At 65.4% G+C, this 20842-nt stretch carries 16 protein-coding genes; 7 read left to right on the top strand and 9 right to left on the bottom strand.

Translation table 11 applies throughout. The features are described from left to right. Positions 1 to 63: 63 nt before the first annotated feature. The 6 genes from ACP7DD_RS06595 to ACP7DD_RS06570 form a co-directional block, all read right to left on the bottom strand. Positions 64 to 1419 carry a hybrid sensor histidine kinase/response regulator gene (locus ACP7DD_RS06595; RefSeq protein WP_426173913.1) on the bottom strand — a complete coding sequence of 452 codons (1356 nt, stop codon included), beginning with the start codon at positions 1417 to 1419 and terminating at the stop codon, positions 64 to 66. A 42-nt stretch (positions 1420 to 1461) separates the two neighbouring features. Further along, on the bottom strand, positions 1462 to 2205 hold the full coding sequence (locus ACP7DD_RS06590; protein ID WP_426173912.1) for a 2OG-Fe dioxygenase family protein: 744 nt from the start codon (positions 2203 to 2205) through the stop codon (positions 1462 to 1464). Positions 2206 to 2255: 50 nt separating this feature from the next. Beyond that, positions 2256 to 4298, bottom strand: a complete 2043-nt coding sequence (locus tag ACP7DD_RS06585; RefSeq protein WP_426173911.1) for a TonB-dependent receptor — start codon at positions 4296 to 4298, stop codon at positions 2256 to 2258. 26 nt (positions 4299 to 4324) lie between these two features. Continuing rightward, complete coding sequence (locus ACP7DD_RS06580; RefSeq protein ID WP_426173910.1) at positions 4325 to 4816, bottom strand: DUF6702 family protein; 492 nt, start codon at positions 4814 to 4816, stop codon at positions 4325 to 4327. Beyond that, positions 4816 to 7206 carry a M1 family metallopeptidase gene (locus ACP7DD_RS06575; RefSeq protein ID WP_426173909.1) on the bottom strand — a complete coding sequence of 797 codons (2391 nt, stop codon included), beginning with the start codon at positions 7204 to 7206 and terminating at the stop codon, positions 4816 to 4818. The genes ACP7DD_RS06580 and ACP7DD_RS06575 overlap by 1 nt, the downstream gene beginning before the upstream one ends. 80 nt (positions 7207 to 7286) lie before the next feature. Further along, positions 7287 to 9671 carry a M1 family metallopeptidase gene (locus ACP7DD_RS06570; RefSeq protein ID WP_426173908.1) on the bottom strand — a complete coding sequence of 795 codons (2385 nt, stop codon included), beginning with the start codon at positions 9669 to 9671 and terminating at the stop codon, positions 7287 to 7289. Between the two features lie 170 nt (positions 9672 to 9841). Here ACP7DD_RS06570 and ACP7DD_RS06565 point away from each other — a divergent pair, with 170 nt between their 5' ends. The 3 genes from ACP7DD_RS06565 (at position 9842) to ACP7DD_RS06555 (ending at position 13909) form a co-directional block, all read left to right on the top strand. Beyond that, a complete protein-coding gene (locus ACP7DD_RS06565) occupies positions 9842 to 10936 on the top strand; it encodes an HD-GYP domain-containing protein (protein WP_426173907.1) in 1095 nt (364 codons plus the stop codon). A 16-nt stretch (positions 10937 to 10952) separates the two neighbouring features. After that, the gene (locus ACP7DD_RS06560) at positions 10953 to 12896 is read left to right on the top strand and encodes a CHASE domain-containing sensor histidine kinase (protein ID WP_426173906.1); all 1944 of its coding nucleotides are present in this window, start codon (positions 10953 to 10955) and stop codon (positions 12894 to 12896) included. A 101-nt stretch (positions 12897 to 12997) separates the two neighbouring features. Next, on the top strand, positions 12998 to 13909 hold the full coding sequence (locus tag ACP7DD_RS06555; RefSeq protein ID WP_426173905.1) for an alpha/beta fold hydrolase: 912 nt from the start codon (positions 12998 to 13000) through the stop codon (positions 13907 to 13909). Positions 13910 to 14195: 286 nt separating this feature from the next. Here ACP7DD_RS06555 and ACP7DD_RS06550 read toward each other — a convergent pair whose 3' ends face one another. The 3 genes from ACP7DD_RS06550 to ACP7DD_RS06540 all read right to left on the bottom strand — a co-directional run bounded on the left by ACP7DD_RS06550 (position 14196) and on the right by ACP7DD_RS06540 (position 16454). Beyond that, positions 14196 to 14390 (bottom strand): phytanoyl-CoA dioxygenase family protein, encoded by a 195-nt coding sequence (locus tag ACP7DD_RS06550; RefSeq protein ID WP_426173904.1) that lies wholly within the window; start codon positions 14388 to 14390, stop codon positions 14196 to 14198. 154 nt (positions 14391 to 14544) lie between these two features. Further along, entirely contained in the window at positions 14545 to 15384 is an 840-nt protein-coding gene (locus tag ACP7DD_RS06545; protein WP_426173903.1) for a phytanoyl-CoA dioxygenase family protein, read from the bottom strand. A gap of 14 nt (positions 15385 to 15398) precedes the next feature. Next, positions 15399 to 16454 (bottom strand): hypothetical protein, encoded by a 1056-nt coding sequence (locus ACP7DD_RS06540; RefSeq protein WP_426173902.1) that lies wholly within the window; start codon positions 16452 to 16454, stop codon positions 15399 to 15401. Positions 16455 to 16582: 128 nt separating this feature from the next. On the opposite strand from ACP7DD_RS06540, the gene ACP7DD_RS06535 reads away from it, so the two are divergent. The 4 genes from ACP7DD_RS06535 to ACP7DD_RS06520 all read left to right on the top strand — a co-directional run bounded on the left by ACP7DD_RS06535 (position 16583) and on the right by ACP7DD_RS06520 (position 20818). Continuing rightward, on the top strand, positions 16583 to 17062 hold the full coding sequence (locus ACP7DD_RS06535) for a DUF3828 domain-containing protein (protein WP_426173901.1): 480 nt from the start codon (positions 16583 to 16585) through the stop codon (positions 17060 to 17062). 308 nt (positions 17063 to 17370) lie between these two features. Continuing rightward, a complete protein-coding gene (locus ACP7DD_RS06530) occupies positions 17371 to 18852 on the top strand; it encodes a hypothetical protein (protein ID WP_426173900.1) in 1482 nt (493 codons plus the stop codon). Then, positions 18849 to 20339, top strand: a complete 1491-nt coding sequence (locus ACP7DD_RS06525; RefSeq protein ID WP_426173899.1) for a hypothetical protein — start codon at positions 18849 to 18851, stop codon at positions 20337 to 20339. Before ACP7DD_RS06530 ends, ACP7DD_RS06525 begins: the two co-directional genes overlap by 4 nt. Before the next feature lie 41 nt (positions 20340 to 20380). Further along, positions 20381 to 20818: a hypothetical protein gene (locus ACP7DD_RS06520; protein WP_426173898.1), complete on the top strand. Its 438-nt coding sequence runs from the start codon at positions 20381 to 20383 to the stop codon at positions 20816 to 20818. Positions 20819 to 20842 lie beyond the last annotated feature (24 nt).

Genomic DNA, 20842 nt, shown 5'->3' with positions numbered 1-20842 from the left:
CTGGGAGCAGTACGAGACGCAACACCAAGTCGGGTTTCACTGACGTGGCAGCAGTGCCCGCTGCTATCTGGACGCCGCGGGCAGCCTCAGCGTGAACGTGCTGCCGGCGCCGTATTCGCTCGAAAACACCAGGCTGCCGCCCATCAGGCCTGCCAGGTTGCGGCACAGGTAGAGCCCCAGTCCGGCGCCCTCGGCGTTGCGGGTCGATGTCGAGTCGAGCTGCGAAAACGCCTCGAACAACTTCGACTGGTCCTCCGCTCGGATGCCGGCGCCGCTGTCGGCCACGCTAAATTCCGTCACCGTCGCGCCGTCGATCACGCGCTGGCCCAGCGTCACCCGCACCGCTCCCTGATCGGTAAATTTAATGGCGTTGTTGACCAGGTTGATGACGATCTGCGTCAGCGCGCGGCGGTCCGAGTTGATGACGACCGGCTCGGCCGCCATCTCCATCGTCAGCGCCAGCCCCTTTTGCGCCGCCAGCGGCCGCAGCGACTCGAGCGTTTCTGCCAGCAGCGACTGGCACTGCACGGGCGCGAGCGACAGCGTGACTTTGCCCGCCTCGATCTTGGCCATGTCGAGCAGGTCGTTGATCAGCGACAGCAGGTGGCGCGCGCTGGTGCGGATCGTCGTCAGCTGCTGGTCCTGGTCCACCGTCAGCGGCCCGGGAAGCTTCATCAGCAGCGTGCCGGTAAAGCCGATGATCGCGTTGAGCGGCGTGCGCAGCTCGTGCGACATGTTGGCGATGAACGCCGACTTCATGCGGCTCGCCTCGGCCAGCTCCAGGTTCTTCTTGGCGATCTCGCGGTTCTGCTCTTCCAGTTCGGCCGCATGATGCGACAGCCGGATATTCAGTTCGACCACCTGGCGTTCGCGCGCCTGCAGCTCGGCGTTGACCTGCACCGCCTGCTCGTAGGTGGAGATCAGCAGGTCGAGCATCTGCTGGCGGCTGGCGGTGATGAAGTGCTTCTGCTCGCCGAGGTAGACGCCGATGCCGGCCTCGGGTCCCGCGTCCTGGCGCAGGCGCTGGTTCTGCAGCACCTGGCCGATGCGGTTCAGCAGGTAGTCTTCCGAGTAGGGCTTGCGGATGAAGTTGTCGGCGCCGCTTTCGATGCCGCGGATGATGTCCTGGGCGTCGTTGAGCGCCGTCACCAGGATGACGGGAATGGCCGCCAGCGACGGTTCGGCCTTCAGCGCGCGGCACAGGTCGTAGCCGTTCATTTCCGGCATGACGATGTCCGACACGATCAGCTGCGGGAGCCGCTCGCGGATCAGGTTCAGCGCGCGCTGTCCGTTGGAGGCCACGCGCACCCGGTAGCCGGCCGACTGGATCAGGCGGCGCAGCCGTTCGGCCTGGGTCGGGCTGTCCTCGACGATCAGGATTTCATACTCTTCCGCTTGTACTTCGTGTGCTTGTTCCACGTTGTGCCTTCAGAGGTGACTGGTTTGAATTGGCGCCAGGCGCTAGCTGTCCTCGCCCTGGAAAGCGCCGGCGCGCCAGGTCAGCACCAGCGTGTCGCGGTAGCCGTTTTCGCCGGTCGGCTGGATCGGCGTCGATTCGTGAATCACGGTCGCATCGTCGAGCAGCAGCAGCGTCCACGGCTCTTCCATCGTGAAGCGCTTGCCGCCGCTGCCGGCCGCCTCGAAGATGCGCGTCTCGCCGCCCTTGATGTGATGGCGCCCCGCCAGCAGCACGGCGACGAAGTCGACGCCGTCGCGGTGCGCGCCTTCCGGCGTCGGCCTGCCGATGCCCTCCAGCGTATCGATGCGAAACTGGTGCGCTTCGACGTGCCACTCCTGCACGGCTCTCACCTGCGAGCAGGCCTTGCCGAGCGCGTGCAGCAGCGCCGTCCACGCCGGCTGCGCGATCGTGGCCGGCTCGATCGGCTCGAACAGCCGGTGCATGCCGCCGTGCAGCGCGTTGTATTCGACCGGCTGCCAGTGCGCGCGGTGCGCCGTCTGCGCCAGCGTGGCGCCGTCGTCTATGAAGCAGGAGTGGCGGCGGCGCCGGTAGTTGCCGCCGTCCTTCAGGTAGTTGTCGAGCGCCAGATGATCCCAGCTCGGCGCCAGCGCGCCCAAGTCGTCGAGGCTGCAGCCGGCCAGCGCGGCCACGTCAGCGGGACGCAGCAGCGCGTAGCCGGCCGTGCGCAGGTCGTCGGCCAGTTGGGCCGGGTCGGTAAAGGGGGGCAAAGGGTGCGCAGTGTTCATCGCGCTAGCGTAGCATTTTTGCCCGGCCCGCGTAAGGCCGGGTCGCGGCCCTAAAAGTTCTTCACCAGCGTAAGGCGCGCCGAACGCGATTCGATCGGATGGAAGTGGATGTCGTCGCGGGCCGCCGCTTCGCCTTGCAGGCGCGAGGCGTACAGGTATTCGATCGCCGGATCGCGCCGGTTGGCCAGATTGAATCCTTCCAGCTCGACCTTCATGGTCTTGTTGATGCGGTAGGCGACACGCCCGTTGATCGTCGTGCTCGGCGAGGAGCGCACGCTGTTGTCTTCGATCAGCGGACGCGGGCCGAAGTAGCGCAGGCGCAGCGCGCCCGACCAGGGCCCCAGCTGGTCGACCGTGAGCGCGAGCTGGCCTACGCCTTCCACCGCGCCCGGGATGCGGCTGCCTTCTGGCGAGAAGTCGCGCGAACGGGCACGCGCGAAGGCCAGGTCGAAGTCGACCGACAGCCACTTGAGCGGCTTGTAGTAGTTTGAAAACTCGATGCCGTGGCGCCGGCTCGGGCGCCCAGCTTCGGTGGTGCCGGCGTCGCCGACAAAAGTGAGCTCGGACTCGAAGTCGAGCCGGTACAGCGACAGCGACGTTTGCAGCAGCGGGATGATTTCGCTGCGCACGCCCAGTTCCATCCCGCGCGAACGCACCAGCCCCGGCACTTTCTCGGCCGCTTCACCCGTGCGCGGATCGATCGTCGTCAGCGTGCCGCGCGCGTCGTTGCTGTGAAAGCCGCTGCCCAGGTTGACGTAAAACTCGGTCTGGCGCCACGGGCCGAACGCCGCACCCAGCGAGGGGCTCAGCTGATGATCGCGCGAGCTGCCGGAGTTGGCCGCAAGGTCGCTGCGCACCTTGAATCGATAGCTGTCGCTGCGCAGTCCCGCCACGGTGCGAAACGTCTCGCTCCAGCGCGCGTGGTGTTCGACATACAGGCCGGCGCTGGTTTCGACGACGTGGTCCTCGCGCGTGGTCGCCAGGCGCCGGCGCGCCCGGGTGTTATACAAGCCGTTGAACGCGTTATCGTTTTGCAGCTGAACGCCAACCGTCAGGTCCGAACTGACGCCGCCCGCATGCGCATGCCACGTGTGGCCGGCGTTGATGCCGCTGGTCACGCGCCGGTCCGGCTGGCTGAACTGGTCGCCGTTGACCGGATCGTCGAGGAAGTAGGTGAAGTTCGAATACAGGTCCAGCTGGTTGCGGATCACATATGCGCTCACTTTCGACGAGGCGTCGGTGCCGCTCTTGCGCCACACGCCCGACAGGCTGAAGCGACGGGCGTTGCCGCCGTCGGTCGGATCGATCGTGTCGAAGCGGCCGAGCGAGCCGTTGGCAACCGCGCGCAGCGGGATCTGGTCGGTCGAGTTCCACTTGCCGCGGTAGGCCATCGCGGTGACAGAAAAGCCGTTGTTGTCGTAGCCTTCGCTGTAGCGCAGCACGCCGTTGAGCTTCTGGTAGTCCTCGGGGTGGACGAACGGGCCGTCGCTGTGCAGCGCTTCGAGCGCATACAGCAGGTGGCCCTTGCCCAACTCCGGCGACGCCGCCATCATCGTGCGCCCGTAGCCGTGGCTGCCGATGGTGGCGGTGGCCACGCCCAGCGGCAGCCGGCTCGAATAGGTCATGGCGGCGCTGCCGGCGGAGGCGAAGTCGCCGTCCAGCGCGGAGTAGGGCCCCTTCTTGTAGTCGAGGCGCGCGGCCAGTTCGGGAATCAGGAAATTGAGGTCGGTCCAGCCCTGGCCGTGCGCGTGGCTGCGCTGGTTGACCGGCATGTCGTCGACCGTGCTGCGCAGGTCGGTGCCGTGATCGAGGTTGAAGCCGCGCAGGTAGAACTGGTTGGCCTTGCCTTCGCCGCTATGCTGGCTGACGATCAGGCCGGGCGTCGCTTCGAGCAGCTCACCGGGCCGGTACACGGTGCGCATCTCGAGCTGCTTCTGGCTGACGGTGCCGGCGTTGGCCGAATCGGCAACGCCAAGCTGGCTGGCGCGCGAGCCGGTGACGAGCACGCGCTGCAGCACTTCGTCGTCCGCGTAGGAGGGGCCATGGAGCAGCAGCGCGGCCAGCGCGCACGGGATAGGTCGGAGTCGCAGCATGGTGGGCAAGCAGGATGTCCGCGTGCTTAGCGCACGGCCTGGTCGATCGTCCTTCGGTCGAATATCAGTGATCGAATCATACCGTTGTCCTGGACGTTTAGTGTGTTCGATTGCTCTGCGATGAAGTCGATCAGCACTTCGTCGTGGATCAACGCAGCCTTCGACAGCGGCGTGTTTTCGATCTCCTGGTAGATCACGACCTTTTGCGCGTCGACCGCTATCCCGACCCAGCGCAGCGGCAGGCGCGTCTTGTCGGCCGCCTCCACCCAGAACTTCTTCTCGACGTACTTGCGCAGGATCGCCTCGTCTTCCGGCTGCGACAGGTCGAACTGGCGCTGATACAGGCTAGCCAGCAGGGCAAGGGCGTCGTGCGTCATGTACGTATGGACGAACTCCGTGCTGCCGGTCTTCTGATTGAAGGAGGCGTCGGTGATCCCGACATGGAACAGGTGTGCCTGCGCCGCCATGCAGCAGCAGGCCAGCGCCGTGGCCAGCAGGGCGCGGACACGGCGCGCCATCACGGCGCCGCCTCGGGCGCCGGCGTCGCGTCCTTCTTCTCGTTCTTGCCCTTCAGCGGCGTCCTGAAGTCCTTCATCAGGTCGTTGGTGCCGCGTTCGGTCTTGAACAGCTCCACGCGCGACGGCGTGATCTTGCGCGGCCAGGCGTTGTTGCTGATGTCGGTGTCGGCCGTTTCCCAGTACGGGTCCTGCACCAGGCCGACCATCGGCTCGTCGGTGACGATCAGCTTGGTGATCTTCTTCGACGAGTAGCGCCACACTTCGGCCGGGATGCGCTCGATGGTCTTCTTGCCGCTCTTGAGTTCGATCTCCAGCACCAGCGGCGTCACCAGCCCGCCGATGTTCGAGAAGTCGACCAGGTACAGGTGCTTGCCCTGCGCGAGCAGCGCCTTTTCCCACGGCTCGAGCGTTTCGATCGTCTCGTTGTACTTGTTGCGGTCCTTGTTGGTGACGGTGAAGTCGCCGTTCTCGTTGTAGAAGTCCTTCAGTTCAGGATGCGCCTCGACGCGGCGCGCCATGCCCTTGTTGCGCTGGTCGGTCAGCGATACCGGTTCAAGGTCCTTCTGCGCCTTGCGCCATGCCTTCTCGATGTCCGGGTTCTTGCTGCTGACGCCATACTCGGTGATGCCGTCGACGCTGACGTCGACCGCGTCGGTGGTGTAGAACCAGCCGCGCCAGAACCAGTCAAGGTCGGTGCCCGAAGCGTCTTCCATGGTGCGGAAGAAGTCCGACGGCGTCGGGCGCTTGAACTTCCAGCGCTGCGCGTATTCTCGGAAAGCGAAGTCGAACAGCTCACGACCGAGCACGGTCTCGCGCAGGATGTTGAGGGCGGTGGCCGGCTTGGCGTAGGCGTTGTTGCCGCGCTGGAGCACCGATTCCGAGTTCGTCATGATCGGCACCTGGTTCTTGCTGCGCATGTAGTCGACAATGGCGCGCGGCTCGCTGCGCGAGCGTGGATACGCTTCTTCCCACGCCTGCTCGGCCAGGTACTGCACGAAGCTGTTGATGCCTTCATCCATCCAGGTCCACTGGCGCTCGTCGGAATTGACGATCATCGGGAAGTAGTTGTGGCCCACCTCGTGGATGATCACGCTGATCAGCCCATACTTGGTCTGCTTAGAGTAGGTGATTTCGCCGGTCTTCTTGTCCTTGGTAGGACGTGGGCCGTTAAACGAGATCATCGGGTATTCCATGCCGCCGACCGGGCCATTGACCGAGATGGCCGTCGGGTAGGGATAGTCGAACGAGTACTTGTTGTACTGGTCGATGGTGTGAATGACCGCCTGGGTGGAATACTTTTCCCACAGCGGATTGCCTTCCTTCGGGTAGTACGACATCGCCATCACGTCGGTGGTGCCGTTCTTGTAGCCCTGCGCATCCCAGATGAACTTGCGGCTCGACGCCCATGCGAAGTCGCGCACGTTCTTCGCCTTGAAGTGCCATGTTTTGGTGGCGGTGCTGCGCGATTTTTCGGCCAGTTCGGCTTCCGCCTGGGTGACGATGATGACCGGCTTGCTGGCGCTGCGCGCCTGGCGCAGGCGGTCGCGCTGGGCGGCGGTCAGTACCGAGCCCGGGTTTTGCAGTTCGCCGGTGCTGGCGACGATGTGATCGGCCGGCACCGTCAGTTCGATGTCGTAGTCGCCGAATTCGAGCGTGAACTCGCCGTCGCCGAGATACTGCTTGTTCTGCCAGCCGGCGGCGTCGTAGTAGGCGGCCATGCGCGGATACCACTGGGCGATTTCGAACAGGTCGTTCTTGTCCTGCTCGTCGAAGCGCTCGAAGCCGCTGCGCCGTCCCAGCACGTTCAGTTCGGGTACCTTGAAGCTCCACTCCATGCTGAACGAAAAGCGCGCGCCCGGCTTCATCGGCTGCGGCAGGTCGATCCGCATCATCGTCTTGTTGATCACGTGACGCAGCGGCTGGCCATCCGCGCCCTTGACCGACATGATGTTGAAGCCGCCGTCGAAGCTGCGGCTTTCGAGATTGAAGCGCATCGCCTCGAACTTCACGCCGTCCGCTTCGCGCGTGCTCGCCCATGCTTCGCGTGTAGGCACGGTGGCAATTTTGCGGTTGTCCGAATCGGCGCGGAACATGTTCTGGTCCAGCTGCACCCACAGGTAGGACAGCGTATCGGGCGAATTGTTGTGGTACGTGATGGTGCCGGCGCCGCTGATCGAACGGCCCGCTTCATCCAGCGTGGCGCGCAGCTTGTAGTCGGCGCGCTGCTGCCAGTAGGCGTGCCCTGGCGCGCCGGACGCGCTGCGGATCGCGCCCGGCGTCGGCAGCAGCTCGTCGAGCTGGCGGAACTTGTCGTCGAACGGATCGGCCGCGAGCGCGGAGCACGACAGGAGCAGGGTGGCGATGGCGGCGTGGAGGTGTATGAGGGTCATGGCGAATATACCGGTCTGGAACGAGAACCGGCAGCGGCGCTCATTGCGCGACTGCCGGCATGCTGGCGATGCGGTCGGGCTTACTCCGCTTTCGGCTCTTGCTTGGCTTCGTTGTCTTTCGGGTCCTTCGACTTGAGCGGGGTCCTGAAATCCTTCATCAGGTCATTGGTGCCGCGTTCGGTCTTGAACAGCTCCACGCGCGACGGCGTGATCTTGCGCGGCCAGGCGTTGTTACTGACGTCGGTGTCGGCCGTTTCCCAGTACGGGTCCTGCACCAGGCCGACCATCGGCTCGTCGGTGACGATCAGCTTGGTGATCTTCTTCGACGAGTAGCGCCACACTTCGGCCGGGATGCGCTCGATGGTCTTCTTGCCGCTCTTGAGTTCGATCTCCAGCACCAGCGGCGTCACCAGCCCGCCGATGTTCGAGAAGTCGACCAGGTACAGGTGCTTGCCCTGGGCGAGCAGCGCCTTTTCCCACGGCTCGAGCGTTTCGATCGTCTCGTTGTACTTGTTGCGATCCTTGTTGGTGACGGTGAAGTCGCCGTTCTCGTTGTAGAAGTCCTTCAGTTCAGGATGCGCCTCGACGCGGCGCGCCATGCCCTTGTTGCGCTGGTCGGTCAGCGATACCGGTTCAAGGTCCTTCTGCGCCTTGCGCCATGCCTTCTCGATGTCCGGGTTCTTGCTGCTGACGCCATACTCGGTGATGCCGTCGACGCTGACGTCGACCGCGTCGGTGGTATAGAACCAGCCGCGCCAGAACCAGTCAAGGTCGGTGCCCGAAGCGTCTTCCATGGTGCGGAAGAAGTCCGACGGCGTCGGGCGCTTGAACTTCCAGCGCTGCGCGTATTCTCGGAAAGCGAAGTCGAACAGATCGCGACCGAGTACGGTCTCGCGCAGCACGATCAAGGCGGTGGTCGGCTTGGCGTACGCGTTGGCGCCGAACTGCAGCAGCGACTCCGAGTTCGTCATGATCGGCACCTGGTTCTTGCTGCGCATGTAGTCGACAATCGCGCGCGGCTCGCCGCGCGACTGCGGATAATTCTCTTCCCACGCCTGCTCGGCGAGGTACTGCACGAAGCTGTTGAGGCCCTCGTCCATCCAGGTCCACTGGCGCTCGTCCGAATTGACGATCATCGGGAAGTAGTTGTGGCCCACTTCGTGGATGATGACGCCGATCAGGCCATACTTCGACTGCTTCGAATACGTGATCTCGCCGGTCTTCTTGTCCTTGATCGGACGCGGGCCGTTAAACGAGATCATCGGGTATTCCATGCCGCCGACCGGACCGTTGACTGAAATGGCGGTCGGATACGGGTAGTCCAGCGAGTACTTGTTGTACTGTTCGATGGTGTGGACGATCGCCTGGGTCGAATACTTCTCCCACAGCGGATTGCCTTCCTTCGGGTAGTACGACATCGCCATCGTATTGGTGCCGTCCTTCTTGTAGCCTTGCGCGTCCCAGATGAACTTGCGGCTCGACGCCCATGCGAAGTCGCGCACGTTCTTCGCCTTGAAGTGCCACGTCTTGGTGGCGGTGCTGCGCGATTTTTCGGCCAGCTCGGCTTCCGCCTGGGTGACGATGATCACCGGCTTCGATGCGGTGCGCGCCTGGCGCAGGCGGTCGCGCTGGGTGGCGGTCAGCACCGAGTCAGGATTTTGCAGTTCGCCGGTACTGGCGATGATGTGGTCCGACGGCACCGTCAGCGAGATGTCGTAGTCGCCGAATTCGAGCGTGAATTCGCCGTTGCCGAGGAACTGCTTGTGCTGCCAGCCGTAGACGTCGTAGTAGGCGGCCATGCGCGGGAACCACTGGGCGATCTCGAACAGGTCGTTCTTGTCGGCGTCGTCGAAGCGCTCGTAGCCGGCCCGCCCGCCGAGTACCTTGGCGTCGTTGATCTTGTAGTTCCAGTCGATGCTGAAGACGTACCTGGTGCCTGGCTTCAGGCCGCGCGGCAGGTCGATCCTCATCATCGTCTTGTTGATGACGAACTTGAGCGGCTGGCCGTCGGCCTTGATCGAGGCGATCTTGAAGCCGCCGTCGAAGGTGCGGCTCTCGATGATCGAGCGCATGGCGTCGAAGCGCATGCCTTCCTCGGCGCTGCGGCCCTTTGCCCACGCCTCGCGCGACGGCACGGTGGCGCTGGTGCGGTTGTCCGAACCTGGGGTAAACAGGTTCTGGTCCAGCTGCAGCCACAGGTAGTTCAGGGTGTCGGGAGAGTTGTTGTGATACGTGATGGTGCCGCTGGCGCTGATCGCGCGGTTCGCTTCGTCGAGCGTGGCGCGGATCGTGTAGTCGGCGCGCTGCTGCCAGTAAGCGTGACCTGGCGCGCCTGATGCTGTGCGGATCGTGCTCGGCGTCGGTAACAATTCGTCGAGCTGGCGGAACTTGTCGTCGAACGGTTCAGCCGCGAATGCGGACACGGTGAGGCACAAGGCTGCCAGGCTGAGCGGCAAACGGATCATTTTTACCCTGACTTTTTGATTGGATTTGGGATAAGTATTCTAATACTAGCCTCGTGGCAATTGTTAGCGCGAATTGTAAAAAAGCTGAAACAATCCGACGATCGGCAACGTAAATATATTGGCCGATGCGGTATCATGGATGAGGCCGTTATTACAGGAGTCCCGCGCGGATGGAAATCAAGTTCAAGGCAACCGTTCTGATTGTCGACGCTTCGCCCGACCATTTGGTGCTGATGAAAGAGCAATTGCAGGGGCGCTATGACGCCAAGCTTGCCCGCACCGGCGCCGAGGCGCTGCGCCTGGCCAGGCTGGCGCCGCGGCCGGACCTGATCCTGATCGACGCCGACCTGCCCGACATGGATGCGCGCGACGTATTGCGCGAGCTGCGCGGCGAATTTCTCAACGAATGCACCGCGCTGGTGTTTCTCACCGCCGAGGGCGACCGCGACGCCGAGCTGCGCGCATTTCGCGGCGGCGCCAGCGACGTCATCGCGCGGCCGGTCAGCGCCGAAGCATTCAACGCGCGCGTCGCGCTGCACCTCGAACTGATGGCGCTGCGCGGGGCGCACCAGGACCGCGACAGCCAGCTCGAATTCCAGGTCGCCGAACGCGTACGCGAGACGGTGTCGATGCAGGACGCGACCATCATGGCGATGGCCACGCTGGCCGAATCGCGCGACGCCAATGCCGCCACCCACCTGCGCCGCACCCAGCTGTTTTTCACCGTGCTGGCGCGCGAGCTGCGCTTCCACGTCCGCTTCAGCACTGAACTGTCCGACGCCAGCATCGCGCTGATGGCAAAGGCGGCGCCGCTGCACGATATCGGCAAGGTCGCCGTACCGGACGCGATCCTGATGAAGCCGGGCCGCCTGACGCCGGACGAATTCAACCTGATGAAGCAGCACACCGTGCATGGCCGCGATGCCATCGCCGGCGTCGAGAAAACGCTCGGCGGCACCAATCCTTTCCTGCGCTACGCGCGCGAAATCACCTACTCGCACCAGGAGAAGTGGGACGGCTCGGGCTACCCGCAGGGCCTCGAAGGCGAGGGCATCCCGCTGTCGGCGCGCCTGATGGCGGTGGCCGACGTCTACGACGCGCTGATCTCGAAGCGCGTCTACCGCCCGGCGTTCACCCACGAGACCGCGGTCGAGCTGATTCGCCAGAGCAGCGGCGAGCACTTCGACCCCGACATCGTCGACGCGATGCTGGTCGTCGAAGAGCAGTTCCGCGCGATCGCCGCCGAGTTCCCCGACGCCGCCTAGGCGTAGCGCCGCCGCCATGTTCAAGGACCAGATCCGCACCCACGGCTTGCTGGCATTCGCTGTCGGCGTGTGCATCACGGTGTGGACGTGCTTCATCGTGGTCGAGGCGCAGGACGCCCAGATCCGCGGCAACTTCACGCGCGATACCGAAAAGGTGGCGACCGACACCAGCGCGCGCCTGCGCACCTACTTCGACATGCTGCTCAGCCTCAAAGGCATGTTCGCCGTCACCGGCGAGGTCGACCGCCAGCAGTTCGAGCGCTTCGTGCAGCAGCTGCGGCTGGCCGAGCGCTATCCGGGCTTTCGCGCCATCCAGTTCGTGCGCGCGGTGCCAGGCGCCGACTTCGAGGCGTTCAGCGCCGACTTACGAAGCGAGGCCGGCGCCTTCGTCGTCCACCCGCAGCTGCAACGCGACGAACATTTCATCATTGAATTCAATGAGCCAATGAAGGGCAATGAGAATGCCTTCGGCCTTGACTTGGCCAGCATCCCGGCGCATTTGCAATCGATCCTGTCGGCGCGCGACAGCGGCATGATCGTCGCCACTGGCCGCACGATGCTGGTGCAGGACGCGACTCGCAATCCCGGCTTCGTCGCCCGCGCGCCGATCTACCGCCAGAACATGCCGATCGATACGCTCGAGCAGCGCCGCGCCGCCTTTATCGGCGTGGTGGCGATCGTATTTCGGGTCGACGACCTGATGCGCGAAGTAATCGAGCCGTCGCTGCTCGAACACATCGCGGTGCGAATCGTAGACACCGGCGACAGCGCCACAGCGCTGCCGGCGACCCCCGATAACACCCTGTTCGACAGCGGCGCGCCGGGCGTCCTGACCTTGACGAAGCGCGTCGCGCAGGGGTATATCGGCGTCGCGCAGCGCCACTGGCTGGTGCAATACAGCGCGCTGGCCGGCAGCCGTTACAGCCGCCACCTCACGCCGCCGCTGCTGGTCGGCGCGGCCGGCATCTGGATCAGCGCCCTGATCGCCGCCTTGCTGGTGGCATCGCGCCGCAGCCGCACCCTGGCCGGCCGGCTGCGCGCCACCCTGGTCGAGCAGCGCGCCAGCCTGGCCGAACTGGAACAGCAGAAGGCGCATGTCGAACTGGCGCACGGTGACCTGTCGTCGGTACTCGAGACGCTAAAACAGGCGCAGGCGAGCCTGATCACGTCGGAGAAGCTCGCCTCGCTCGGCGCACTGGTCGCCGGCATCGCGCACGAACTCAATACCCCGATCGGCAACAGCCTGCTGACCGCCACCGCGCTGTCGGACATGGTTAACGAGTTCGAGAAAAAATATGCCGATGGCGGCATCAAGCGCTCGGCGCTGGAAGCGCACATGGCCGACACCCGGCTCGCGTGCGGCATCATGGCCAGTTCGCTCAGCCGCGCGGCCGACCTGATCACGTCCTTCAAGCAGGTATCGGTCGACCAGACCAGCGACAAGCGGCGCCCGTTCGAGCTTGGCGAAGTGGTGCGCGACACGCTGGCCACCTTCGCCGCGCAGCTGAGGCGCGCCAACTGCCGCATCGAGGTCGACGTGGCGCCCAAGCTGGTGCTCGACTCCTACCCGGGCGGCATCGGCCAGGTGCTGTCGAACCTGATCAACAACGCGCTGCTGCATGCATTCCAGGGCGAGGCGTCGCCGAAGATCGTGATCAGCGCGCGCGAGATCGAGCAGGGCCAGGTGATGCTCAATTTTAGCGACGATGGCGTCGGCATGACGCAGAAAACGCTGCACCAGGTGTTCGATCCCTTCTTCACCACCAAGATGGGGCAGGGCGGCTCCGGCCTGGGCATGAACATCGTCTATAACGTCGTCACCGGCATGCTGGGCGGGAGCATCGGCATCGCGTCGACGCCGGGCAACGGCACCAGCGTGACGATCATGATGCCCAAGCATGCGCCGGACCAGCCGTTGGCCGACGTGGCGGGGCGCCTGGGCAGGCCCGAACTGGTCTGACATGCATGCACTGCCTGTGCGCGCTGCGTGTTGACGATATCGGCTTGACAATGTACGGCATCTTGATCGAGTATCTCCCTATCGAAAAAAAGGGAGTCCTCATGTCGCCGTCCACGCTGTTTGCCCTAAGCCGCCGCACCTTGCTGACATCCCTGGTGGCCGTGGCGCTCGGCGCCCTGGCGCCGGCCTTCGCCGCCGAATTCAGTTCCGACCGCATCAGCGTGACGGCCGAAGGCGCCGGCAGCGACGTGCTGCTCATTCACGGCCTGGCGTCGTCGCCGCGCGTGTGGCGCGAGATGGTCGCGGCGGTGCCGGGCTACCGTTATCACATGGTGCAGATTTCCGGCTTCGCCGGGAACGCCCGCGGCGGCAATACGGATGGCGCGGTCGCCGCACCGGTGGCCGAGGAAATCGCCCGCTATATTGCGGCGCGCGGCCTGGTCAAGCCGGCCGTCATCGGCCACTCGATGGGCGGCACTATCGGCATGATGCTGGCGGGGCGCCATCCCGATTCGCTGTCGCGGTTAATGGTGGTGGACATGGTTCCCTTCCTCGGCGCGCTGTTCGCGCCGCCGGGCGCCAGCGCGACCAGCGTCAAGCCGATGGCCGACGCGATGCTCACCCAGATGCGCGCGTCCGATCCGGCCGCGCGCAGCATGCGCAACACCGCCACGATCAATTCGATGGTCGACAACGTCGCCATGCGTCCGGGCGCGCTGGACGATTCGGTCAAGAGCGACCCGGACGTAACGGCGCGCGCGTATCACGAGTTGATCGTCACCGACCTGGCGCCGGAACTGGGCAGGATCACCGTGCCGACAACGGTGCTGTACGTGGTGCCGAAAGTGCCCGGCATGACGGACGAAAAAATCGGCGACGCGTACAAGGCATCGTTTGCGCCGCTGAAAAACGTGACGCTCAAGCGCATTCCGTCCAGCGCCCACTTCATCATGTGGGACCAGCCGCAGCAGTTTCAGGCGGAAGTGAAGGCCTTCCTCGGCCAGGCGAAGTAAGCAAAGCCAGCAAATAAGCTGATTTACAGCGTCATGGCGGGGTCAGTGCCGACATTCGGACACAGGCTCTACAGTCATGGCGGGGTCAGTGCCGACATTCGGACACAGGCTCTACAGTTGTGTGCGAGCGTCATGGCGGAGTCAGTGTCGACATTCGGACACAGGCTCTACAGTTGTGTGCGCGCGATAGTCGAGGTCGTGTCCGAATGTCGGCACTGACCCCGCTGGGATAGGCCGAGGTCGTGTCCGAATGTCGGCACTGACCCCGCTGGGATAGGCCTTCAGCTCAGTCGAACCCGCGCGCCAGCAAGGCTGCATCGCACTGAATCCAGTTTTGCGCCGAATATTCCGCGCGGCCGTCGGTTGCATGCAGCGTGTACGCGTGGCGCGATACCGCCGACCGGTTCGGCGCGCTGTAGTGCGGCAGCACACTGTGGAAGCACACCAGGCTGCCGGCCGCAGCTTCCAGCTGCACGGCCACGCTGTCGTCCGGCCACGGCGGAATCGAAACGGGGTCAGTGCCGACATTCGGACACAGGCTCTGCAGTTGTGTGTGCGCGATAGTCGAGGCCGTGTCCGAATGTCGGCACTGACCCCGCTGGGATATGCCGACCCCGCTGGGATATGCCGTCAGCTCAGTCGAATCCGCGCGCCGGGAAGGCTGCGTCACGCTGAATCCAGTTTTGCGGCGAGTACGCGGTGCGGCCATCGGTCGCATGCAGCGTGTACGCATGGCGCGACACTGCCGACCGGTTCGGCGCGCTGTAGTGCGGCAGCAGGCCATTGAAGCACACAAGACTGCCGGCCGCAGCTTCCAGCGGCACCGCCACACTGTCGTCGGGCCACGGCGTGGCATCGAGCTTCTGCATGTTGATGGCGTCGCCACTGCGTACGAAGCGTTCGCGCAGCGGGCCGCGATGCCCGCCCGGCTGCACCCACAGGCAGCCGTTGTCGACGGTGGCGTCTTCCAGCGCGAACCAGAAGGTCGTCACACTGATTGGTGTCGTCTCGAAAAACGTCGCGTCCTGGTGCCAGCGCACTTCGCCGCCGATGCCGGGCTGCTTGAAGATGTACATCGACTGCCACACCAGCGCCTCGGCCAGGCCAAGGTCGCGCGCCACCTGGGCCAGTTTCGGGTCGCGCGAAAAGCGCTCGAACACCGGATCGAGGTCGTGCAGCGCGTGGCCGATCTTGTTGATCGATAGCGATTTGTCCTGGCGCAGCCGGCCTTCGGCGTCGAATGCCTCCTCCTCGAAAAAGCAGCGCACCGTGTTGTCGGAGCGGAGGAAGTAGTCGTCGGTGGCGGTGGCCTGGTTCTGGGTGGTGAAGATGCCGCTGCCCTGGCCGGGATCGAAGGCGTCGACGATCTGCGCGGCGCGCTCGCGCAGCGCCGCTATCTCCTGCGCGCTCTTGAAGCCGGGGAGGACTATGTAGCCGTCGCGCTCGTAGTGCGCGCGTTGTTCTTCATTGAGCATTTCAAGTTCCCTGATCACACCTGCCAAGCTCCATCAATGTACACCAGGTCGTCATCGAGATAAACGGCCTCGGTGACGGCGAAGATGTCGACGTGGTAGCGGGCGTCCTTGCGCTTGAAGCCGGGCTTCGGATAGACGCCGTGCTTGGCGCCGAGCGAAAGGTGGATGCCGCACATGCGTTCATACGTGCCGATGTCGTTGACGCGGCGCTCGCGCGTGAATGCGCGGTTCATGCCGAAACCGAGTTCGCGCACCCATACTTCGCCCTCGTCGGCGCGGATGACCTCGAGCAGGCGCTCGAATTCCGGCGTCGCGTTTTCAAAGCCGACCACGCGGCCGCGTTCGATCACCAGCGTGATCGGCGTGGCCGGGCGGTTGACCAGGTAGGACGTGTCGCCAAATACGTGCACCCGCACGCGCCCGTTGACCGCTTCGAGGTCCTGCGCTTCGGTGAACACTTCGCCGATCGGGAACTGGCCGCCGACGTTGTTCATGCCGCTGTAGTCGCCGATATTGAGCTTGGCCGGCTCCAGCTTCGACGCGAACACCAGCGTTTCGCCGCCGCTGTCGACGGTGGCCATTGATGCGCCGTCGATGCGTGCCTTCAGCGCCTGGCCGACGCCGCGGTAGTAGGCGGGATCGTAGGCGAGCGACTCGATATAATGCGCTCCCTGCGCGCCCGGCATGCGCGACAGGTGCACGTGCTCGACGACCTTCAGGCCAAGCTTGAACAGCTCGACGCGGATGCGAAATGCCTCGAGCCGGAAGCTTGTCGACTGCACCAGCACCACCAGGTCGGAACTGGCCATGCGGCGAAACTGCGCCAGCACGTCGCCCGGCGCGACGGTGTCGAAGTCGATGAAGGTGGCGCCGGGCAGGTTGCGGCGATAGCCTTCGGCCAGCGCGCGCGCCAGGTCGCTGCGGGTGTCGTAGACCACCAGCGCGGCATGCGCCGGGCCGTGTTCGACTACCAGCGCGAGCACGTCGCGCAGGTGCGCCGCGGCGGCGTCGACCTCGTGGGCGGGTATCTCGCCCCAGGGGGAATCGGCAGTGTCGGCGGTGGAGGTCATGGTGAGTGCAAGCGGTGGAGTAGAGCCCGCAATTATACGTAGATGGCAGAGCGCTTGCGCTGCGTCAAGGCGATGCGCCCATGTTGCTGCAAAGTTGTTTGTCGGAAATCACACCTTGCGGAGGAATCATGAGGAATTGCCGTTGGCCATTTTCGGCCAAAGCGTTGCGTGCGGCCGTCGTGACGGTGCTGGCCGTGTTGGTCGTCGCGGCGCAGTTTGCGCTGGCGGCGCCGGCGATGGCCGCGTCGCAGCTGCCGGAGCAGGCAGCGCTCCAGTTCTATCGCTGGTACATGCAGTCGCTGGCCATCAACCAGGATCCGCTGAAGCAGTCGCCGGTGCAGATGTCGGCGTATGTCGAGAAGGGGCTGATGAAGGAGCTGACGCGCCGCATGAGCCGCAAGGGCCTGCACGCCGACTACTTCATCCAGGCCCAGGAGTTCATGGACGACTGGCCGACCCACATCAAGGCGGTGCGGCCGACGGTGCAGGGCAGCGTCGCCAGCGTCGTCGTGCTGCTGGGCGCCACGCCCGACACGCGCCGCATCCTTGCGCTGACGATGTTTCGCGAACAGGGCGACTGGAAGATCAGCATGGTGCGGCTGGTGTAGCACTGCTGCCGAGGCGGCCCGGGACGCCGTAGCCGGGGTCTGACCCGATCTGTGGGTCAGACCCGGTCAGACCCCGGATTTCAGAGCGCGTCCAAAAATACCTGCTCCTCGTGACTGCCCCTGACGCCGCGCAACACGGGGCGCTTTCTTTCATGCATAGGCTACCAGCCGCTCCCCCCGAGCGCGTCTTGCGATACCGGCCAATCAAACTTCCTTTGCCACCCAGTTGCGCTATGATTTGAATCGCAATAGCGGGCCCCGCAGTAGCAACCACGGGCCGCGTTCAACATGCATACAACGGCGAGCAAATGGCATATCGATGGGAAACGCCAGCAAGTGTCTGGCTGGAAGACGAGAACAGCGGCCAGTTCGAACTGGCGGCAAGCGAAGGTTTGTCGCGCATCGACTCGCGGGGGCCGGCGCGCGCCCGCCTGCCTGACGTCGCCCACCTGCTCGGCGCCTCGCTGCCGGCCGCCTGCGCTTGCGCGCCGATCTATCCGGAAGGCTTCGCTTTCTGCCCCACCTGCGGCCGTGCGCTGGTCAAACTGGCCGGCCAGGTCAAGTCGCGGCCCGACTGGTGGGGCCCGTGGTCCGATCAGTTCGTGCCGCGCCACGTGCCGCATGGCCTGCCGGTGACGTCGCTGGCGCTGGGCGACGCGCTCGAAGAGCGGCCCGCCGCTCCCTTCGTAGGCCGCTTCGACGCCAGCATGCCGGCGCCGCCGAACGCGCAGTGCGTGTTCGCCGCCGGCAGCTACGGCTTCCCGACGCAGCGCTTGCTGGCGCTGGCCTACACGCGCAACGTGCTGCAGTACTGGGATCCGCTGGCGCAGCTGTGGCACGTGATGGCGCCGGAAGACTTCAGCGCCGACCTGACCTTCAGCAGGTCCGTCTACGGCTGGCTGCCGGTTGCCAATCCGCGCCGCGGCGAAGTGGCGTTGGTACCGACCGACAAGGGGCTGTGCCGCCTGTGGATCAATCCGGTCAGCGAAACCTGCCGCGCCGACCCGGTGTTCGACGCCGCGCTGGCCAGCGCGCCCGGCGCGGTGCGTCGCCACGTCGCCTGCCTGTTCTCCAGCGCCGCCGGCACGCGCATGTGGACCGCGCACAGCGACCTGTCGCAGGTCGAGCTGCTCGATTGCGGCGCCGCTCCCGCCAGCGGCTGGATGCGCCCGATCAGCTACGACGGCCGGCTGCTCTGGCTGCACCAGATGGGCCAACTGCTTTGGCAACCGGGCGCGCCGCCGCAATGGCTGCCGTGGCCGCGCGGTTTTTCGCCGCGCCTCGAATTCGGCGGCCCGACCCAGAGCCGCGACGGCCGCCTTTGGCACATCGGGCACGCCGGCCAGGAGTATTCGTTCATCGAGCTGGGCAAGGACAATCCGCAGTTCGAATCGATCAGCGGCGCGCGGCTCGGCTTCGCCAACTTCCTGTTCCGCCGCGGGCACGAAGTGGTCAACGAACCATGGGAAGTGGAAAACGTCGAGGACCTGCACGAGGACGATTCGCTGGTGCTGCCGCTGCTGCGCGGCTTTAACAACAACCGCAGCCAGCCGAGCGGCCTGGTGCTGCGCTTTCACAAGTACACCGGCCGCGCCGAAGAAGCGCTGGCCGGCCGCACCATCCCGCGCACGACGGTCGAGTGGATTGGCCGGCGCAACGTCATCCTCGACGAGATCCCGCGCCTGTCGCGCCCGCTCGAATGCATGCCGTTCGTGGTCCACAACTGCCTGTGGCTGCACCATCCCGACTGGAACCAGATCCGCGGCTGGCGCCTGGAAGAGCTGCCGTGAAAACGCTTGTCGCCAACACCGCCGCGTTGATCGCGTTGCTGTGCGCCAGCGCGCCGGCGTGCGCCGGCTCGCACGTGTTCCTGGTCCAGAATTCAGGCTGGATGGATCCGTTCTATACCGATCCGGCGTCGCAGTACAAGCCGCTGGTGACCGAGCTGGTGATGGCCGCCACCGAGCCGGGCGACCTGATGGTGCTCGCGTCGTTCAACCAGAGCCTGCCCGGCGCGCCGTCGCCGAAGGCGCTGCTGTCGCAAAAGGTCAGCGGCGCCGCGACCCGCGCCGACGTCGGCGCCGCGCTCGCATCGCTGCATACGGCGAAAAAGCCGGGCAGCAGCGCGCTGGCCGATACCGACCTGGGCGAAGCGGTCGGCTCGGCCATCGGCACGGCGCTGGCCGGCAAGCCTGGCCTGGTATGGCTGTTCACGAACAACCGCAACAGCCCGAACAACGACCAGGCCACTGCGCGCCGCAACCGCGAATTCTACGAACTGATTCACCAGGGCGCGGCGATCACCAAGGCGCTGGCGTTCCCGTTGAAGATGGCGGTCAAGGGTGAACACTACCGCGCCAACGGTTTGATGGTGTACGTGTTCGCCGTCGGCGAGCAGGGCGCGCGCGAACTCGATCTGCTGATCGCGTCGGGGCGCATCGGCGCCGTCATCACCGAGCCGCCGGCGCGCCTCAAGCCGCTCGACCGCGACACCGTGCGCCTGGTGCCGCGCCGCGTTGAAGACGCGCCCGGCGTATCGTTCTCGATGGGCCCGGGCGGCATGCTGCGCGCCGACGTTGATTCGGCCGCCCGCACGCCGGCCGCCAAAATCGGCTGGAACCTCGAGAACACGATCTACCCGTACACCATCGCCAGCGCCCGCATCGGCGCGCGCTCGGTGCTGGCGCAGCAGGACCGCCCGATCGTGCTCGCCAGCGACAAGGTCGGTGCCCTCGCGCCGGGCAAGAGCGCGCCGCTGGCATCGACCATGCAGCTGCCGGTGGCGCAGCTGCCGGGAAAATGGTCGATGCAGGCGCTCGGCTCGGCCGGTTCGGCGTACGTGATGCCGGGCCGGATCGAGCTGCAGCTGACCGACCAGCGGCTCGAACTGTCGCAGGCCTTCCGCCAGCGCATGGAGGCGCTGTTCCCGGGCGATCCGCTGCCGGAAATTCTTACGCCGCCGGAGCGCATCCAGGGCTCGTCGGCGGTGCTGCCGATCGAAGTGCGCGTCCATTACGGCATTGGTCCGCTGCTCGCGCTCATCGCCGCCGGCCTGGCGCTGGCCGGCGCCGCCGGCGCCGCGGCACTGGCGTACGGCCGCCCGCGCCGCACCTTCCTGACCGTGCAGGACGAGCTGCGCACCGTGCATACGCGCGCCGGCGTCACCCAGCCGATATTCGACAAGGCGGGCAACAAGGTCGCTCAATTGAAGACCACCATTTTCGGACACCAGCTGATCGACCTGCGCGAAGGCGCACAGGTACGGCTGGGCCGCTGATTTTTCTCTTAATTTCGCTGAACCCGAAGGAAACGACAGACATGCAAAACGACCAGGCTCCCGCATCCGCCCCCGCCGCCGATCCAGGCTTCAAGCTGCCCGGCCAGGCCAGCGCGCAGGGCGACGCCGTGCCGAAACAGGGCGGCGCGCCGATCGAGGTGGCGCCGGCGCCGGCTCCCGTTGCGACCGATACCTCCACGCGCGACCTGGCGATCGGCGGCGCGGTGTTCGTCATCCTGCTGGTGATCTACTTCTTTGTCCGTAACGCCTACGTCCACCACCTTGTGGTGCGGCGGGTGGCGCCGTCGGCGGCCGGCAGCGCCGGCTGGCTGATGTTCGTCGGCCTGTGCTTCCTCAGCGCGGCCGCTGTGCTGGCGATCATCAATGCCAGCAAGTTCCTCACCTTCGCGGTCACCGGGCCGCTGGTGGCGGTAGGCCTGATCGCGCTGGTCGCGACGCTGTTCGTCGGCCGCCGCTGACCCACTTCCACCTGAAAGAACGAC

The sequence above is a fragment of the Massilia sp. TWR1-2-2 genome (assembly GCF_049897565.1).
In the GTDB taxonomy this organism is placed as follows: Bacteria; Pseudomonadota; Gammaproteobacteria; order Burkholderiales; family Burkholderiaceae_D; genus JAFCUW01.
The sequence above is the reverse complement of the archived record's forward strand: the minus strand, read 5'-3'. Positions and strand labels throughout refer to the sequence as shown.

Bases quoted from the DNA above. Each gene is read 5' to 3' on its own strand.
- ACP7DD_RS06590 (WP_426173912.1), bottom strand. From the start codon at position 2,205: ATGAACACTGCGCACCCTTTGCCCCCCTTTACCGACCCGGCCCAACTG.
- ACP7DD_RS06585 (WP_426173911.1), bottom strand. From the start codon at position 4,298: ATGCTGCGACTCCGACCTATCCCGTGCGCGCTGGCCGCGCTGCTGCTC.
- ACP7DD_RS06580 (WP_426173910.1), bottom strand. From the start codon at position 4,816: ATGGCGCGCCGTGTCCGCGCCCTGCTGGCCACGGCGCTGGCCTGCTGC.
- ACP7DD_RS06575 (WP_426173909.1), bottom strand. From the start codon at position 7,206: ATGACCCTCATACACCTCCACGCCGCCATCGCCACCCTGCTCCTGTCG.
- ACP7DD_RS06570 (WP_426173908.1), bottom strand. From the start codon at position 9,671: ATGATCCGTTTGCCGCTCAGCCTGGCAGCCTTGTGCCTCACCGTGTCC.
- ACP7DD_RS06565 (WP_426173907.1), top strand. From the start codon at position 9,842: ATGGAAATCAAGTTCAAGGCAACCGTTCTGATTGTCGACGCTTCGCCC.
- ACP7DD_RS06560 (WP_426173906.1), top strand. From the start codon at position 10,953: ATGTTCAAGGACCAGATCCGCACCCACGGCTTGCTGGCATTCGCTGTC.
- ACP7DD_RS06555 (WP_426173905.1), top strand. From the start codon at position 12,998: ATGTCGCCGTCCACGCTGTTTGCCCTAAGCCGCCGCACCTTGCTGACA.
- ACP7DD_RS06545 (WP_426173903.1), bottom strand. From the start codon at position 15,384: ATGCTCAATGAAGAACAACGCGCGCACTACGAGCGCGACGGCTACATA.
- ACP7DD_RS06540 (WP_426173902.1), bottom strand. From the start codon at position 16,454: ATGACCTCCACCGCCGACACTGCCGATTCCCCCTGGGGCGAGATACCC.
- ACP7DD_RS06535 (WP_426173901.1), top strand. From the start codon at position 16,583: ATGAGGAATTGCCGTTGGCCATTTTCGGCCAAAGCGTTGCGTGCGGCC.
- ACP7DD_RS06530 (WP_426173900.1), top strand. From the start codon at position 17,371: ATGGCATATCGATGGGAAACGCCAGCAAGTGTCTGGCTGGAAGACGAG.
- ACP7DD_RS06520 (WP_426173898.1), top strand. From the start codon at position 20,381: ATGCAAAACGACCAGGCTCCCGCATCCGCCCCCGCCGCCGATCCAGGC.